At 29.8% G+C, this 14371-nt stretch carries 20 protein-coding genes and 1 pseudogene; 8 read left to right on the plus strand and 13 right to left on the minus strand.

Going from position 1 to position 14371, the window contains the following annotated elements; genetic code table 11:
• Positions 1 to 184 precede the first annotated feature (184 nt).
• Both F7018_RS16735 and F7018_RS16740 read left to right on the plus strand, forming a co-directional pair.
• Positions 185 to 481, plus strand: coding sequence for a hypothetical protein (locus tag F7018_RS16735; protein ID WP_150901251.1), 297 nt, complete (start codon positions 185 to 187; stop codon positions 479 to 481).
• Between the two features lie 164 nt (positions 482 to 645).
• Positions 646 to 825, plus strand: a complete 180-nt coding sequence (locus tag F7018_RS16740) for a hypothetical protein (RefSeq protein WP_150901252.1) — start codon at positions 646 to 648, stop codon at positions 823 to 825.
• A gap of 60 nt (positions 826 to 885) precedes the next feature.
• Here F7018_RS16740 and F7018_RS16745 read toward each other — a convergent pair whose 3' ends face one another.
• Entirely contained in the window at positions 886 to 1221 is a 336-nt protein-coding gene (locus F7018_RS16745; RefSeq protein WP_150901253.1) for a winged helix-turn-helix transcriptional regulator, read from the minus strand.
• Between the two features lie 101 nt (positions 1222 to 1322).
• On the opposite strand from F7018_RS16745, the gene F7018_RS16750 reads away from it, so the two are divergent.
• Positions 1323 to 1985 carry an NAD(P)H-dependent oxidoreductase gene (locus F7018_RS16750; protein ID WP_150901254.1) on the plus strand — a complete coding sequence of 221 codons (663 nt, stop codon included), beginning with the start codon at positions 1323 to 1325 and terminating at the stop codon, positions 1983 to 1985.
• A 96-nt stretch (positions 1986 to 2081) separates the two neighbouring features.
• A complete protein-coding gene (locus F7018_RS16755) occupies positions 2082 to 2768 on the plus strand; it encodes an SGNH/GDSL hydrolase family protein (RefSeq protein ID WP_150901255.1) in 687 nt (228 codons plus the stop codon).
• On the opposite strand, the gene F7018_RS16760 is transcribed toward F7018_RS16755, so the two are convergent.
• From F7018_RS16760 to F7018_RS16775, 4 genes are all read right to left on the minus strand, one after another.
• On the minus strand, positions 2765 to 3427 hold the full coding sequence (locus tag F7018_RS16760; protein ID WP_150901256.1) for an HAD family hydrolase: 663 nt from the start codon (positions 3425 to 3427) through the stop codon (positions 2765 to 2767). The genes F7018_RS16755 and F7018_RS16760 overlap by 4 nt on opposite strands.
• Positions 3428 to 3483: 56 nt before the next feature.
• Complete coding sequence (locus F7018_RS16765; protein ID WP_150901257.1) at positions 3484 to 4110, minus strand: hypothetical protein; 627 nt, start codon at positions 4108 to 4110, stop codon at positions 3484 to 3486.
• A 6-nt stretch (positions 4111 to 4116) separates the two neighbouring features.
• Positions 4117 to 4536 carry a DUF2141 domain-containing protein gene (locus F7018_RS16770; RefSeq protein WP_150901258.1) on the minus strand — a complete coding sequence of 140 codons (420 nt, stop codon included), beginning with the start codon at positions 4534 to 4536 and terminating at the stop codon, positions 4117 to 4119.
• Positions 4537 to 4636: 100 nt separating this feature from the next.
• Complete coding sequence (locus tag F7018_RS16775) at positions 4637 to 6793, minus strand: TonB-dependent receptor (RefSeq protein ID WP_150901259.1); 2157 nt, start codon at positions 6791 to 6793, stop codon at positions 4637 to 4639.
• Positions 6794 to 7029: 236 nt separating this feature from the next.
• Here F7018_RS16775 and pdxH point away from each other — a divergent pair, with 236 nt between their 5' ends.
• The 3 genes from pdxH to F7018_RS16790 are packed head-to-tail and all read left to right on the plus strand — an operon-like array spanning position 7030 to position 9102.
• Positions 7030 to 7677, plus strand: coding sequence for a pyridoxamine 5'-phosphate oxidase (gene pdxH, locus F7018_RS16780; RefSeq protein WP_150901260.1), 648 nt, complete (start codon positions 7030 to 7032; stop codon positions 7675 to 7677).
• Positions 7678 to 7708: 31 nt separating this feature from the next.
• Positions 7709 to 8197 (plus strand): SixA phosphatase family protein, encoded by a 489-nt coding sequence (locus F7018_RS16785; RefSeq protein ID WP_150901261.1) that lies wholly within the window; start codon positions 7709 to 7711, stop codon positions 8195 to 8197.
• Positions 8198 to 8205: 8 nt separating this feature from the next.
• The gene (locus F7018_RS16790; protein ID WP_150901262.1) at positions 8206 to 9102 is read left to right on the plus strand and encodes a Ppx/GppA phosphatase family protein; all 897 of its coding nucleotides are present in this window, start codon (positions 8206 to 8208) and stop codon (positions 9100 to 9102) included.
• A gap of 193 nt (positions 9103 to 9295) precedes the next feature.
• Here F7018_RS16790 and F7018_RS16795 read toward each other — a convergent pair whose 3' ends face one another.
• The 5 genes from F7018_RS16795 to kdsB form a co-directional block, all read right to left on the minus strand.
• Positions 9296 to 9493: a hypothetical protein gene (locus F7018_RS16795; protein ID WP_150901263.1), complete on the minus strand. Its 198-nt coding sequence runs from the start codon at positions 9491 to 9493 to the stop codon at positions 9296 to 9298.
• A gap of 135 nt (positions 9494 to 9628) precedes the next feature.
• The gene (locus F7018_RS16800) at positions 9629 to 9895 is read right to left on the minus strand and encodes a hypothetical protein (RefSeq protein ID WP_150901264.1); all 267 of its coding nucleotides are present in this window, start codon (positions 9893 to 9895) and stop codon (positions 9629 to 9631) included.
• A gap of 21 nt (positions 9896 to 9916) precedes the next feature.
• Positions 9917 to 10546 carry a CatA-like O-acetyltransferase gene (locus F7018_RS16805; RefSeq protein ID WP_150901265.1) on the minus strand — a complete coding sequence of 210 codons (630 nt, stop codon included), beginning with the start codon at positions 10544 to 10546 and terminating at the stop codon, positions 9917 to 9919.
• A 1-nt stretch (position 10547) separates the two neighbouring features.
• The gene (locus tag F7018_RS16810; RefSeq protein ID WP_150901266.1) at positions 10548 to 11234 is read right to left on the minus strand and encodes an HAD family hydrolase; all 687 of its coding nucleotides are present in this window, start codon (positions 11232 to 11234) and stop codon (positions 10548 to 10550) included.
• Positions 11227 to 11961 carry a 3-deoxy-manno-octulosonate cytidylyltransferase gene (kdsB, locus tag F7018_RS16815; protein WP_150901267.1) on the minus strand — a complete coding sequence of 245 codons (735 nt, stop codon included), beginning with the start codon at positions 11959 to 11961 and terminating at the stop codon, positions 11227 to 11229. The genes F7018_RS16810 and kdsB overlap by 8 nt, the downstream gene beginning before the upstream one ends.
• A gap of 479 nt (positions 11962 to 12440) precedes the next feature.
• On the opposite strand from kdsB, the gene F7018_RS16820 reads away from it, so the two are divergent.
• On the plus strand, positions 12441 to 12791 hold the full coding sequence (locus F7018_RS16820) for a hypothetical protein (RefSeq protein ID WP_150901268.1): 351 nt from the start codon (positions 12441 to 12443) through the stop codon (positions 12789 to 12791).
• Between the two features lie 56 nt (positions 12792 to 12847).
• On the opposite strand, the gene F7018_RS16825 is transcribed toward F7018_RS16820, so the two are convergent.
• From F7018_RS16825 to F7018_RS18870, 3 genes and pseudogenes are all read right to left on the minus strand, one after another.
• Positions 12848 to 13819 carry a type I phosphomannose isomerase catalytic subunit gene (locus F7018_RS16825; protein ID WP_150901269.1) on the minus strand — a complete coding sequence of 324 codons (972 nt, stop codon included), beginning with the start codon at positions 13817 to 13819 and terminating at the stop codon, positions 12848 to 12850.
• A 3-nt stretch (positions 13820 to 13822) separates the two neighbouring features.
• Complete coding sequence (locus tag F7018_RS16830; RefSeq protein WP_150901270.1) at positions 13823 to 14236, minus strand: 6-pyruvoyl trahydropterin synthase family protein; 414 nt, start codon at positions 14234 to 14236, stop codon at positions 13823 to 13825.
• Between the two features lies 1 nt (position 14237).
• Positions 14238 to 14371: pseudogene (locus F7018_RS18870) on the minus strand (isopentenyl-diphosphate Delta-isomerase); the annotation flags it as partial.

Below are 14371 nucleotides of genomic sequence, written 5' to 3' on the forward strand. Positions count from 1 at the left end.
AGCGTCCTAAAGTATGAAACTGCCAATCCCATTGTATATTCTATCACCCTAATTTATAAAACTAGCAGTCTCATTTAGAAAACTCTCACTTTTAAAAAGAACAATATTTTCATTAAATAAATACTTTTTATAAACAACATTTATTTAAGTTGTAACTTTAAAGAAAAAAATAAGCTAAGACTAAATGAAAAGTAAAGACTTTGAAACAAATCAAAATCCTTCTATGGAAACCATTTTAGAATATGAAATAAGTCCTTCCATAGAAACACTATTAAAAGCAGAAATTAAAACTGGTAATAAAGTTGCAGAAATTAGCAAAGGCTGGCCAAAACAGAATTCAGTTTTAATCATTATGAAAAAACCATTTATAAAAAAGTATACCATACAAGGTTTAAAGTATAGGGATGTAAATGATCCACATTATTGGAAAGAAGAATATTCCGATAAAACATCCATGCAAATGATAGCTTGCAGATTTTAACAACTTATATATTTGATAACAGACTTCTCCCACACATCAATAATATAATTCTCCAAAACATATAAAACTTTAAAAAGTAAGGATTTACCTTACTATAAGTAAGGTTTTTTATCATGATTCAAAAACCAAAAGCACTAGTTTTGAGAAACTTAAAAAACTATATCATGTTAAAAAACATTTCTAACTTAGGAACAGAATTAAGTAAAAAAGAACAAAAACAAGTTCATGGAGGAAGATGGGGAACTTGTAACACTGCATTAGATTGTAAAAAAAGATGGGCTAACCATCCAATATTTGCTAATGAAGGATTTAACTGTTGGTTAGGTTATTGTGAAATATTATAATGAATCACACAAACGAACTTCGGTTCGTTTTTTTATTTTATTATCTTTTAAGAAAATAATTTACTTTTGGTAAGAATTCACCACATAGTCACCCCAATCTGCAATAGCTTCAATTACAGGAATCAAGGTTTTACCAAAATCAGTCAAAGAATACTCAACTTTTAAAGGAGGCTTAGAAACATATACTTTCCTTTTAATAATACCATCCTCTTCCAATTTCTTTAATTGCAAACTCAAAGTACGCTCCGTAACCGTAGGCATTTCTTTACGAAGCTCATTATAACGTAGAGTTTTATCTTTTAAGTAATATAAAATTACCGTTTTCCACTTCCCTCCTATCAATCCCATAGTTAAGCTAGTACAGCATGGGTATTTAGTACCATTAAACGTATGCATAAACAAAAAATTTAAACTATCCTTTTTGACCGTTATTGCAAAGATAAACAACTATACTTAATTTTGCTACTATAATAATTATAGTATAAAAAAATACACAAATGAATATCACTAAAGAAAACATTATCAATGCATTTAACAACAGACATGCTTGTAAAGAATTCGATAGCACAAAAAAAATAACAGACGAAGATTTTAATTTCATCTTAAAAACAGCACAATTATCACCAAGCTCTTTCGGTTTTGAACCATGGCATTTTGTAGTAGTACAAGACAAAGAATTAAGAGAATTACTAAAACCAGTAGCATGGGGAGCGCCTTTAAAATTAGATACAGCAAGTCATTATGTATTAGGATTAACCATGAAATCGCCAATGACCAAATGGAATAGCGAGTACATAACACATATGATGAAAGACGTAAAACAGTTTCCAGAAGATGTAATGGAAACCTACACTAAGTTTTACAGAGAGTTCCAAGAAAGAGACTTTAACTTAGATACAGACAGACATTTGTTCGATTGGGCATCAAAACAAACCTATATTCCATTAGCAAACATGATGACCTCATCGGCATTAATAGGAATAGACAGCTGTCCAATAGAAGGATTCCATCAAGAAAAGACTGAAAAAGTATTAAAAGAAAAGTTTGGAATAGACACAGAAAAGTACGGTCTTTCATACATGGTAGCATTTGGATATAGAAAAAATGAACCAAGAGAAAAGTCTAGAAGAACATTAGAAAACATAGTAACTTGGAAATAAGAAACTCGATTAAAAGAAAGCAGAAAAGAGGAGAAAAACACATTCTCCTCTTTTCAGTTATCTTTGTTACAAGTCCAATTTAGAAAAAAGTTAGTCTTGAAAAGAATAATCGTACTCATCATTATACTAATACAAGTATCAGTAAACGCACAAAGAATAATGTTTGTTGGTAATAGTTTAACTTATTCTAATAATATGCCGCAAATATTAGAATACATAGGTAAACAAAATGGAACAACCATAAGTACCACAAGTATATGTTTACCAAACTATGCAATTATAGATCACTTACATGATGGAAACGTGCAAAAACAACTTAACAAGAAACAATACGATTATATACTAATACAACAAGGACCATCATCACAAACAGCGGGTAAAAGAATGTTAGAAGAAGATGGAGCAAAAATGAAAACCTTAGCAAGTAAACACCAAGTACAGTTAGGATATTTTATGGTATGGCCATCGGTACAATATTACTATACATTTGATAAAGTAATCCAAAACCATGAAGCAGCAGCAAAGAAAAACAATGCCTTGTTATTTCCTGTAGGAAAAGTATGGAAAGCCTACAATACAAATAAAAAATTGTCAAAACTATATAGCCTTGACAATTTTCATCCGTCAAAAGCTGGAAGTTTCCTAGCAGCTTTGACAATATATCATAAGTTACATCCAGAGAAAAGTCTAAAAGAATTAAACTATAAAGACTATTCACAATGGATTAGCGATCCAACATCATTTCATAAAATGATAGAATACATTATACAAGAAGCAAACTAAACAAGCTCCTTACTCAAATCATATTTGATTTCAGAAAAACTAGTAACAATTTTCTGAGCTAAGCTATAATCTTGTCCTTTAGAATGAGTGCTTTTATAAGCAACACAGAAAATTCCTCCATCATAAGCAGCTCTAATACCATTGGTAGAGTCTTCAATAACTATACATTCTTCCTTAGCAAAACCAGCAATTTCAGCAGCTTTTATAAAAATTTCAGGATGAGGCTTAGAAGCCTTTAAATCGGCACCACTAATTTTACCTTTAAAGTAAGGGTTCAATCCAAATTTATCAAAAACATTATTGATTGTAACCATAGAAGCTGAAGAAGCTAAAACTAAGGTAACATTGTTATCATAATAATCTTTAATTAAATCGAAAACGCCATCTAATAATTGTAAATCATTATCATCAGAAAAAAAGAGCTCTTTAAAAAAGGCTCTTTTATAAGCCACCAATTCGGTAGCTGCTAACGATAAGTTAAATTTATTGACTAAATCCTTACATATTTCAATGGTAGATTGTCCGGTATAAGAATTGTATAAATCTTGAGAAACATCAATCCCTACTTTTTCGAACATTAAAAAATATGCTTGTTTGTGTAAAGGCTCAGTGTCTACAATAACACCGTCCATATCAAATAATACTGCTTTTAAAGCCATTAATTTTAGTTTGTGTTGTGGACTGTAAAAATAGCTATTTGATTATGAACTTTATGTTATTTTTTCTCACATTGTTTCAACACACCCTCGGCCCTTTTCATCATAAACCTTGGGTAAAATTTCTGACTAATTTTTTCTTTCTTAGCAAGTTCAATAGCTCTTTTAACATCTTTACAAAATGGTTCAGTCGATTGTCCAAAGAAACGAGCCGCTCCCATATCAGATTCCGCCTTACTTAAAACAACTCTTGGATTATTAGGAGCTAACTCAAAAGCCTTAGCATATAAACTAGCATTTGCCATAGACTTAGTCATTCCATATTTTTTTCCATCAAAAGCCATGTAGCCGACATTTAAAAATGCTTGAGTAATTAAAATCTCAGGATTGTTAGGAGAAACAGCTTTTGCCATGTCTAAAAACTCTTGAGCTTTTGTAAGCTTAGCAATTAACTTAGCTTCTTCTTTAATTTGAAAACTTCCTAAAATTTCAATGGTAGCTGCATAGTATGGAGGCAACCAATTATTTTTTTCAGCTTTTGCAATTCTTTCAAATAATTGAGAAGCTTCAGCAGTCTTTTTATTTTCCCAAAGATCAAAAGCTTTGGTCATTCCTTTTTCATATTGACTTTGTGCGAACATATTAGTAGCGAAAACCAATATGATTATTGTAATTACTTTTTTCATGTTTTATTATTTTACGTTAATTGATAGTGTTATGTCTTTGTTTACTTCAAACTTAGCATCCTTGTATTTTGGAGGCCCCATAAACCCTTTGGCATCGTTAGAAATCCCTATAGGTTCTTTAGGAATACCAATAAAATTAGTATCCATTTTTTTGTTATCATTTTCATCGTGAAAACAAGAAACAGCGTAAGTACCAGAAGGAACATCTTTGAATTGTACAGTGGCTTTCTTTTCGTTAATCTTAACAATTTCCCCTTTATAACCATTCTTTAAAAAAGAATCTTTAGAATTGTATAAGGCTACAAACAAACTTCCTTTATCAGATTTCATTCCTGTGAAATCAATAGTTATCGTGTGATTATCTTGTGCTAGAGTACTTAACATTCCTCCAAAAATTAGCACGGTTAATAAAATGATTCTTTGCATAGTATTGGTTTTTAATTGTGTGTTCAAATATCAATAACTTCTTTAGTATGAAACAATAAATTATTCTGAGTTGTTAAATTATATTACTGAACTGTAAAACTTATAAATTATTTAATTGATTATCTTTTTTATTATCACTTATTGTCCAGAAAAATCCAACAAAGAAAAAGGTATCAGCATTTGGAGTAATAGCTTGTCTATCAAAAGTTCCGTTAACATTAGGCGTATTTTTATAATTATATCCAAAAACATTTTGAGTACCTAAAACATTGTTTACAGAAAAATACAGAATTTTTTGTTGACTCAATAAATATGCCCAGTTTACACTTACCGAATTATAGTTCTTTGTTTTATTATTTAAGAAACCAGGTTCATTAGGGTTCGTATAAGTTCTACCAGAAGCAAAGTTGTAACTAAATCCAACTTGACTTTTCCAATCGGCAATCCAATGTTTAGCAACTACAGAAACATTATGTGAAGAAGCAAAATTAGGAGTTGCCTTGGTAGGATAATTCTTATAATCTCTTTCAGTATCTAAAAAAGAGTACGAAATCCAATAGTCGGTATTCTTAATATTTTTATTATCTCTCCAAAACACATCAATCCCCTTAGCATAACCTTCACCCAAGTTAGAATAATTAGATGTTGGTAATGCAAAATTCGTATCGTACTTCACTAAATCATTATACTTTTTGTAATAACCATCAATTCTAAAAATCTGTTTATTTTTCACATACTGAAAGTTCGCAATAAAATGAGAAGTATTTTCAGCTTTAAAATTGGTATTAAACTTTAAATAATCATTTTTAGGATTCTGATAGAAACGACCATATGCTAAAGAGAATTGAGAACTTTCACCAGACTTATAGGCTAACGATACTCTTGGAGAAACCGTAAACTCATTTAACAATTCAGAATACTCACCACGAACCCCAATCTTAGAACCTAACTTTTTAGAAAAGAAGATATCAGCTTCAGCATAAGTGGCAACAATATTATTATCAAATCCATAGTTAAAGTTTCCGCTAGTAGCTCCTCTGAAATCTTCAGCAAAGTCTGTAATAAAATACTCAGCACCAAAGTTTAATTTAAATCTGTTAGAAAAACGTTTTTGCAAAGCAACTTTCATATGAGCAGAGTTTTCTTCATCAATAACTTTATCATCTAAAACATTGATATCAGAATGATCATTAGTAAAACTGAAACCAGTTCTAATTTTCCATCCATTCCCAAAACTGTTTTTATACGAAGAATTAAAGTATAGATTTCTATTTCTTAAGCCAAAACGAAAACCATCAACATAGTTAATATCATCCTGAATCATATCAAAATCAGTATAACTAAAAGCACCATATAATTTTAATATCGACTCATCTTCAAACTTAAATCGATACACAGCTTCTCCACTTAAAGCTTGAACAGGTCTGTTCCATTTATTTCTGTCAGGAAATAAGTTTTGATATGGAGCTAGATTAATATAAGAAGCATTAACACTTAAAGAGTTCTTTCCGAAAATTTGAGTATTCCCAACGCCTAAACCAACAGTCATAAAAGACAAATCAGTTTTTTCTTCTAAAGCCTCATCATTTGTATTTAATAATAGTACACTCGATAAAGCTTGACCATATTCAGCAGAGTAACCACCAGTAGAAAAATTAATTCCTTTAAATAAGAAAGGAGAAAAACGACCACGAGTAGGAATGTTTCTTGCTGAAGGAGCATATGGAGTAAACACACGAATACCATCAACAAAAATTTGAGCCTCATTAGCATCACCACCACGAACAAATAAACGCCCATCTTCTTCATTAGCAGAAGTACCAGGAAGCGTTTGTAAAGCACCTACGAAATCACCCAAAGCACTAGCTGTGGTTACAATATCCAAAGGTTTTAAGGCAGTAACTTTAGCATTATCTCCTGCTTCAAAAGTTCCTGCATTGATGTTAACAGCATCTAAAGTATTAACGTCTTCTCTTAATTTGACTTTTACATTTTTTAGTTGTGTTACATCAGCAGTTTTGATAAAGGTTTCAAAAGAAATAAAAGAAATGGTTAAAACTTGAGTACCCTTTTCAGAAGTTTTAAAAGAAAAGTTTCCTTCAGTATCAGTAGAAGTACCATCATACGTACCATCTAAATATACATTTGCTCCTTCAATTGGAACACCTTTTTCATCTACTACATTTCCAGAAATAGTAGTTTGAGCAAATATGCTGCACTGAATAAATAAAGCTAAAATAAATAATAGTTGTTTCATTGTTTTGTTATTTGATAGGACAAAACTGCGCTCTTTTTAATTTTTAAAGTAAAAAACAATACCCAACTGTATAATTATATTGACGAACTGTTTTTCTTGCACAAAACTAACTCACACTTTATGTTTCAAACTTGACATTTCTTGCTTTCTATTTTCCAAATCTTGCTAAATTTCACAAACGAAAAAGCCACTAACACTATATAAAATCGTACTTTTACACAGTATAAAAATTTATAATGTCACACGATTTAAGCGATTATAGAAAATCATACGAAAAAAAGGAATTGTTAAAAGAACATTGTCCAGAAAACCCAATTGAACTATTTAGAGATTGGTTTTTTGTAGCAGATGAATCAGAAATGGTAGATGAAGCCAATGCTATGACCATTTCATCATTAGGATTGGACGGTTTTCCTAAAAACAGAGTTGTATTATTAAAAAAATATACTTGGGAAGGCTTTGTATTCTATACCAATTACAATTCAGAGAAAGGAAAGGCAATAGTAAAAAACAATAATGTATGCTTATCGTTTTTCTGGGCAGGTTTAGAGCAGCAAATAATTATAAAAGGAAAAGCAGAAAAACTAGCAGAGAACTTATCGGACGGTTATTTTGAATCAAGACCAGATGGTAGTAAATTAGGAGCTTGGGCTTCAAATCAAAGTGAAGTAGTAGCTTCTCGTGAAGAACTAGATAATAAATTAAAAGAAACCGAAGAAAGGTTTAAAGGTAAAGAAATTACACGTCCTCCACATTGGGGAGGATTTATGGTAAAACCTGTTTCTATAGAATTTTGGCAAGGACGCCCCAATAGAATGCACGATCGCATTCGATATACCTTGCAAAAAGATTTTTCTTGGAAACTTGAACGTTTAGCCCCATAGTTTTATATTTACAAAGCTTTTATTAAATTAAATGAAAACACTTTATATCGTTCGTCACGCCAAGTCTTCTTGGAAATATGACAGTGTAGCAGACATTGACAGGCCTCTAAAAGAGCGTGGTATTAATGATGCACATCTATTATCTAAATATCTTTCTGAAGAGATAAATAAACCAGATGTTTTTGTTTCAAGTAGTGCAAACAGGGCTCTTCATACCGCAGTAATCTTTTGTGAAAACTTTGGCTACCCACTTTCAAACTTGCAAATTAAACGACAATTGTATAGTTTTAGTGATGGCTATTTAGTAAAAACCGTTAAAGCACTAGACGATAGTTTTAATAGTGCTATAATATTCAGTCACGACCATGGTATTAACAGTTTTGTTAATAAATTTGGTGACAAACCAATAGCGCATGTAGCAACCTGTGGAGTTATTGGTATTCAATTTAATGAAAAACATTGGAAAAACATTAAGAAAGGTGTTACTACCTTAGTTGAGTTTCCAAAGAATCATAGATAAAATTATATATTTTGAAAATAAAAAAATATGGCGCTATAGATATAGGATCTAATGCAGTAAGACTCTTAGTTGCCAATGTTATAGAACAAAAAAATAAAGAACCCTTATTTAAAAAATCTTCTTTAGTTCGTGTTCCTATCCGTTTGGGTGCAGATTCTTTTGTTTCTGGAGCTATTTCAGAAGAAAATACTAGTAGGATGATTGATGCCATGGAAGCTTTCAAATTAATTATGAAAGTACATGGAGTTGAAAGATACAAGGCTTGTGCAACCTCAGCAATGAGAGAAGCAGAAAACGGAGATGAAGTAGCCAAAACCATTTTAGAAAAAACAGATGTAGAAATTGATATTATTGACGGAAAAAAAGAAGCCGCAATTATATTCTCTACTGATTTAAATGAATTAATAGAATCTGACGCGACCTATTTATATGTAGATGTTGGAGGTGGTAGTACCGAGTTTACTTTATTTTCTAAAGGAAAGATTATCAATTCAAAATCATTTAAAATTGGTACTGTTCGATTGATTAACAATAAAAAATCTGAAAACAAACTTCTTTTTAAGAAAGTACAGCAATGGATTGAGGAAAATACTCAAAACTATAAACGTATTGCCTTAATAGGTTCAGGAGGAAATATTAATAAATTGTTTAAAATGTCTGGTAGAGATGCTGGAAAACCTATTTCATATATTTACTTAAATGCTCAATACCAATTCTTGAAAAAGATGAGCTATAAAGAAAGAATATCTGAATTAAGTTTAAACCCAGATAGGGCCGACGTTATTGTTCCTGCAACTAAAATATACCTTTCAGCAATGAAATGGAGTGGAGCGCGAAAAATTTATGTTCCTAAAATTGGATTGTCAGATGGTATTATAAAAAGCCTATACCTAAATAAATTATAATTTTTGTGACTTTTCAGTTATAGAAGTGTCATAAGGTTAGTAGTAAAATAGATTAAAAAATTGATGAAAGATTAGTCGTCTTTGTTTTCACATCGATTAACAAAATAATTCTAAAACTACTTTACTTCTAACAAAGTAAATCAAAAGAAAAACCGAGCTTACGCTCGGTTTTTTATTTAATAAATTCAACATTTTATTTTTTTACTAAAGCTAAACAAACATATAAATCAGGTTTATTTGCTGTATACTGTTTTAACCAAATAGTCAATTCTTCAATCTCGTAAGGTAACAGTCTATTAAGTGCTTTTTCAAGTTCTCTACAAAATAAATCAGTATTAAAACTTACTTTCTTTAATACTGTTTTCGTGTATTCGTACATTGCTCTTGCCATAATAAGGGGATAAAATAGTTGTTTATAACAGAACGTAATTTACAATATTTTATTCCTTCTTGTATGTTAAAATTTACAAAAAAAAGCGAGACTTATTAAAATCTCGCTTTTCAAATACTTTAATTAACTATAAAATTATAAGCTATTTACTTTGTCTAATAAAGCGTTTGCCTTAGTTTCTAACTCAGCACTAATACCTTTAAAATGAGCTTTTTTGTTCTCTACATTTTTAGCATTAACTTTAGCTATTAAATCATCATACACCTCAAAAATTTCATTTCTAATAGCTTCAGACTTTTCTAAATCTACATTTGAATTTAACTGAGCTGCTAAATTAGTGATATCAAGAATATCTCCTAATGTATAATCTATATCCTTTTTTAAATTTTTTATGCTTGCCATAATTATTATTTTGCTGCAAAATTAGTTGATTTTATCTAATTCAGCCTGAAATTTTTCAAAAAACTGTCCTACATCATATCCATCAATCAATGCATGATTTACATTTACTGCAATTGGCATTAACATTTTACCATGTTCTTTTTTAATTTTTCCAAAAGCTAACTGCGGAACACTATCATTTTTATTTCCTGAAAAAGGTTCTTTATGACTCGAAAAACTTACCCAAGGCAATGCCGAACAATGAATACATCCTGGTGAGTATTTTGGCGGAAATAAATTATTTGAATTTATAATTCTTTCTTTCTCTTCTAAAAAATTACGAGTAAACTCCTTAATATTCTCTGAAAACTCTATATAAGAAAAACCAAAGGTATTATCTGGTCTTGCAATAGTTGCCGAGGCATTTATAACATCATAAATAGCTACTCTACCGTCTTCTTCTATTCTATATTTAAAACTTTCAACTGCATTTAAAGCAACTAAGCAAGCATGTAAATACTTTACAAAAAAAGACTGTCCTTTTTCTTTAGCTAATTGATAAGCTTTAGAAACTTCTACATCTGCTACAAGTCCAAAAGTTGGATCAGCTAAAGTTCTAAAATGTTCAAAGTGTTGTTTTCGTTTCCAGTTCTCTATATCTAAATACTTCATTCTATAAATACGTTAAAACATCAGAAATTTTAGCTACTGTTTTATACTTATCTGATTTTTGCTCTTCAGATACTTCTTCATGTGCCCAAGTAGTATGGAATGGAATATGAATTGCAGAAGCTCCTATTTCAATCAACGGTAAAATATCTGACTTCAAAGAATTTCCTATCATCAAAAACTCTGACGGATTAATATCTAATCTTTTTGTCAACTTTTGATAGTCTAGCTTTTTCTTTTCACTCATTACTTCAGTATGATGAAAATATTTTAAAATTCCAGATTTTTCTAGTTTTCTTTCTTGATCTAATAAATCACCTTTAGTAGCTACAATCAATTTATAGTTTCCATGTAATTGTTGTAAAACTTCCTCTACTCCATCTAATAACTCAATAGGTTTTTCTAACATATCTTTACCTATATCAAGTATTTGAGTTATTTTTTGCTGACTTATTTTATGATTTGACAATTCCAAAGCACATTCAACCATAGATAACATAAAGCCTTTTACTCCATAACCGTAAATTCTTAAATTATCTATTTCTTTCTTAAATAATTCTTGGTGAATTTTATTTTCAGTCTCAAAGTCCGATAGAATTTTTGCAAATTCATTTTCCGCTTCACGAAAATAAGTTTCATTTACCCAAAGGGTATCGTCTGCATCAAATGCAATTACTTTAATATTATTCATTTCCTATTAGCTTTATGGCTTGTTCTAAATCTTCTGGGGTGTCTATTCCAATACTTTCAACAGAGGTTTCTATCATTTTAATTTTCTTCCCTACTTCTAAATATCGTATGCATTCTATTTTTTCTGCTGCTTCTATTGGAGTCATTGGTGTATGATAAAAATCAATCAAAGCTTTTTTTCTAAAAGCATAAACTCCTTTATGTTTAAAATAAGTTACTTCTAACTCTTTATCTCTGTGATATGGAATAACACTTCTTGAAAAATAAATTGCAAAATTATTGACATCTGTAATCACCTTTACATTGTTAGGGTTTTGAACAGCTTCCATATCGGTCATTGCAACTTTTAACGATGCTAAATCTATTTCCTCGTTAACATCTTCTTCAAAAGCTTGAATTAACTTAGACAATGATATTGTATCTATAAAAGGTTCATCTCCTTGGACATTTACTACTATATCTACATCTAAGTTTTCTACAGCTTCTGCAATTCTATCAGAACCGCATTCATGCTCCTTTAAACTCATTATTGCTTTTCCTCCCGCTTCTTCTATTGTTTTATAAATAACATCAGAATCAGTTACTACATAAACTTCATCAAATAATTTTGCTTCTACTGCTGCTTCATAGGTTCTTACAATTACCGGTTTACCTCCTAAATCTTTCATTAATTTACCTGGAAAACGAGACGCACTATAACGAGCAGGTATCATTGCAATAATCTTCATAAATTCTTTTCTATAATATACATCAAAGATACAATTTTATGCTTCTTAAAAAGAATTAAAAAAGCACGCTCTAATAAAACTTTAACACTAATATTTTTAGATTCTCTTTGTTTTCAGAAAACTTTTACTACATTTGGTACTCTTATGAAGTTATTTACTTATACATATACGATTATTTTAAACGCAATCGGCATGATTACGTATAATAACTGTATGCGTAAACAATATTTATATATTAAAAAAAGCACTTCACAAAACAGATATAATAAACGATTTTAAAAATCGACAAATCATATAAAACTACAAAAGGTGCTTTTTTACAAAAAGCACCTTTTTTTATTTAGTAACATTTTAAATTTTAACCATTATGAACACAGTAAAAAACACAAAACGAATTGGCATGTATTATTCAACAATTAACTCAAAGCAAAATCACTTTTTTAGAGAACCTAAGTTTCCACCCTTAAACCCATAATACAATGCACACACATATAGCACCTCAAAAAAATGCTTCACAATTTGTTGTTAGCAAAAAACAAGTTGGTAAAAACAAAACATTAAAGACTTCTATTTTATATAATAAAATTGAGTCGAGCTTACACTCTTCCCTTAGTTTTTATAAAAACACTTCTCGTTTAAATTTTAAAAGCATTGAATTCGACATTCTTAAAAATGCTTATTTACATGATAAACTTATCATAAAAAATAATGTCAAAAAATTGAGCGATACTGAAATTGTTTTAAACATAACTGTATCAAAGAAAGAAGAAAAACAACAAAATATTATATGTAAAGCTGTATTTGGTTACAGTCTTTTAAAAGCTTCTTAACTCGTTAAGTTGATTTAGTTTGTTTGCAGACTCTTGGTTTTACCTTGAGTCTGTTTTTACTTTATATAAACTTCTAAAAGCTTTACATTATCAGTTACAATGTTCATTTTCTTTAAACAGGCTGGCATTAAAATGGTCTCTCCCATTTCTAATGTTTCTTTTTTATCGTTATACACAAAGGTAGCTGAACCTTCTACACACATATAAATTACAAAACTATCTTTATCAAAATGATCTACCGGTAAATCTTTTGTTAAATGTAAAAAGTTTGTGGTAAAATACTTACAATCTACAATATTAGATGGTGCATTTTTTTTCTTAATATACTCAGCTTTATAATTGGATTTTGCTGAATAATCAATTGCATCAACTGCTAAATCTAAATGTAATTCTCTTTTATTTCCTTCAGCATCTCTTCTATTCCAATCAGAAATTCTGTAAGTAATATCGGAAGTTTCTTGAATTTCAGCTAATAAAACACCTTTTCCTATTGCATGTATTCTTCCTGCTGGCACTAAAAAAGTATCTCCCTTTTTTACATAATCAACATTCAGTAACTCTAATTCATTTTCAGATTCAATCGTTTGAAGAAAAGATTCTTTATTTGTTTCTTCAGAAAACCCTATAATAATTTTAGCCTTTTTATCAGCATTAACTATATACCACATTTCGGTTTTCCCAAGAGAATTGTGTCTCTTTTGTGCTAAAATATCATTAGGATGCACTTGCAAACTTAATTTCTTCTTAGCATCAATAAATTTAATAAGTAATGGAAATTTATCTTGAAAAATTTGATAAACCTTTTCTCCTACAATGCCTTGTTTGTGTTCTTTTATAAGAGCATTTAAACTTTGCCCTTTTAGATCGCCATTGGTTACTATTGAAACATCTCCTTCAACGTCGGAAATCTCCCAACTTTCTCCAATATTACTCTTATCTGTTTCTTTGTTAAGTATTGTTTGTAGTTTATTTCCTCCCCAGATTTTTTCTTTTAAAATCGGGGTAAATCTTAATAACTGGTTTATCATATATTATTCTCCTCTGTAAGTGACGTAATTTCTAGGGGTTTCATATAACGTTATTTCTAAGTCTAAATTCTTAGGAATACTTACACGTAATTTATTATAAATTACAATTGATATATTTTCAACTGTTGGATTGAGTTCTTTAAAAACCTCTACTTCAACATTTAGGTTCTTATGATCAAAAGCTTCTTCTACTTCTGATTTTATTAATTCTTTTAACTTTCCAAGATCATAAACATACCCTGTTTCTTTATCTACTTCACCTGTTAAAGAAACAATTAACTCATAATTATGCCCATGATAATTAGGATTGCTACATTTTCCAAAAACTTCATAGTTCTTCTCATCTGACCATTTAGGATTAAACAATCTGTGAGCAGCATTAAAATGAGCTTTTCTATGTACGGTTACCCTTGGCATATTATATAAATTTTGATATTTTTTCGTAGGATTCTTTAAATATTATTTTGAACCATTCAGTGTAGATCTCTGGTTGCTTTTCTATATCATTTTTAACATCCTCTAAAAGCATCCATTTGTATGCTTCTACTTCTT

The organism is Tenacibaculum aiptasiae (assembly GCF_008806755.1).
Lineage (GTDB): Bacteria > Bacteroidota > Bacteroidia > Flavobacteriales > Flavobacteriaceae > Polaribacter > Polaribacter aiptasiae.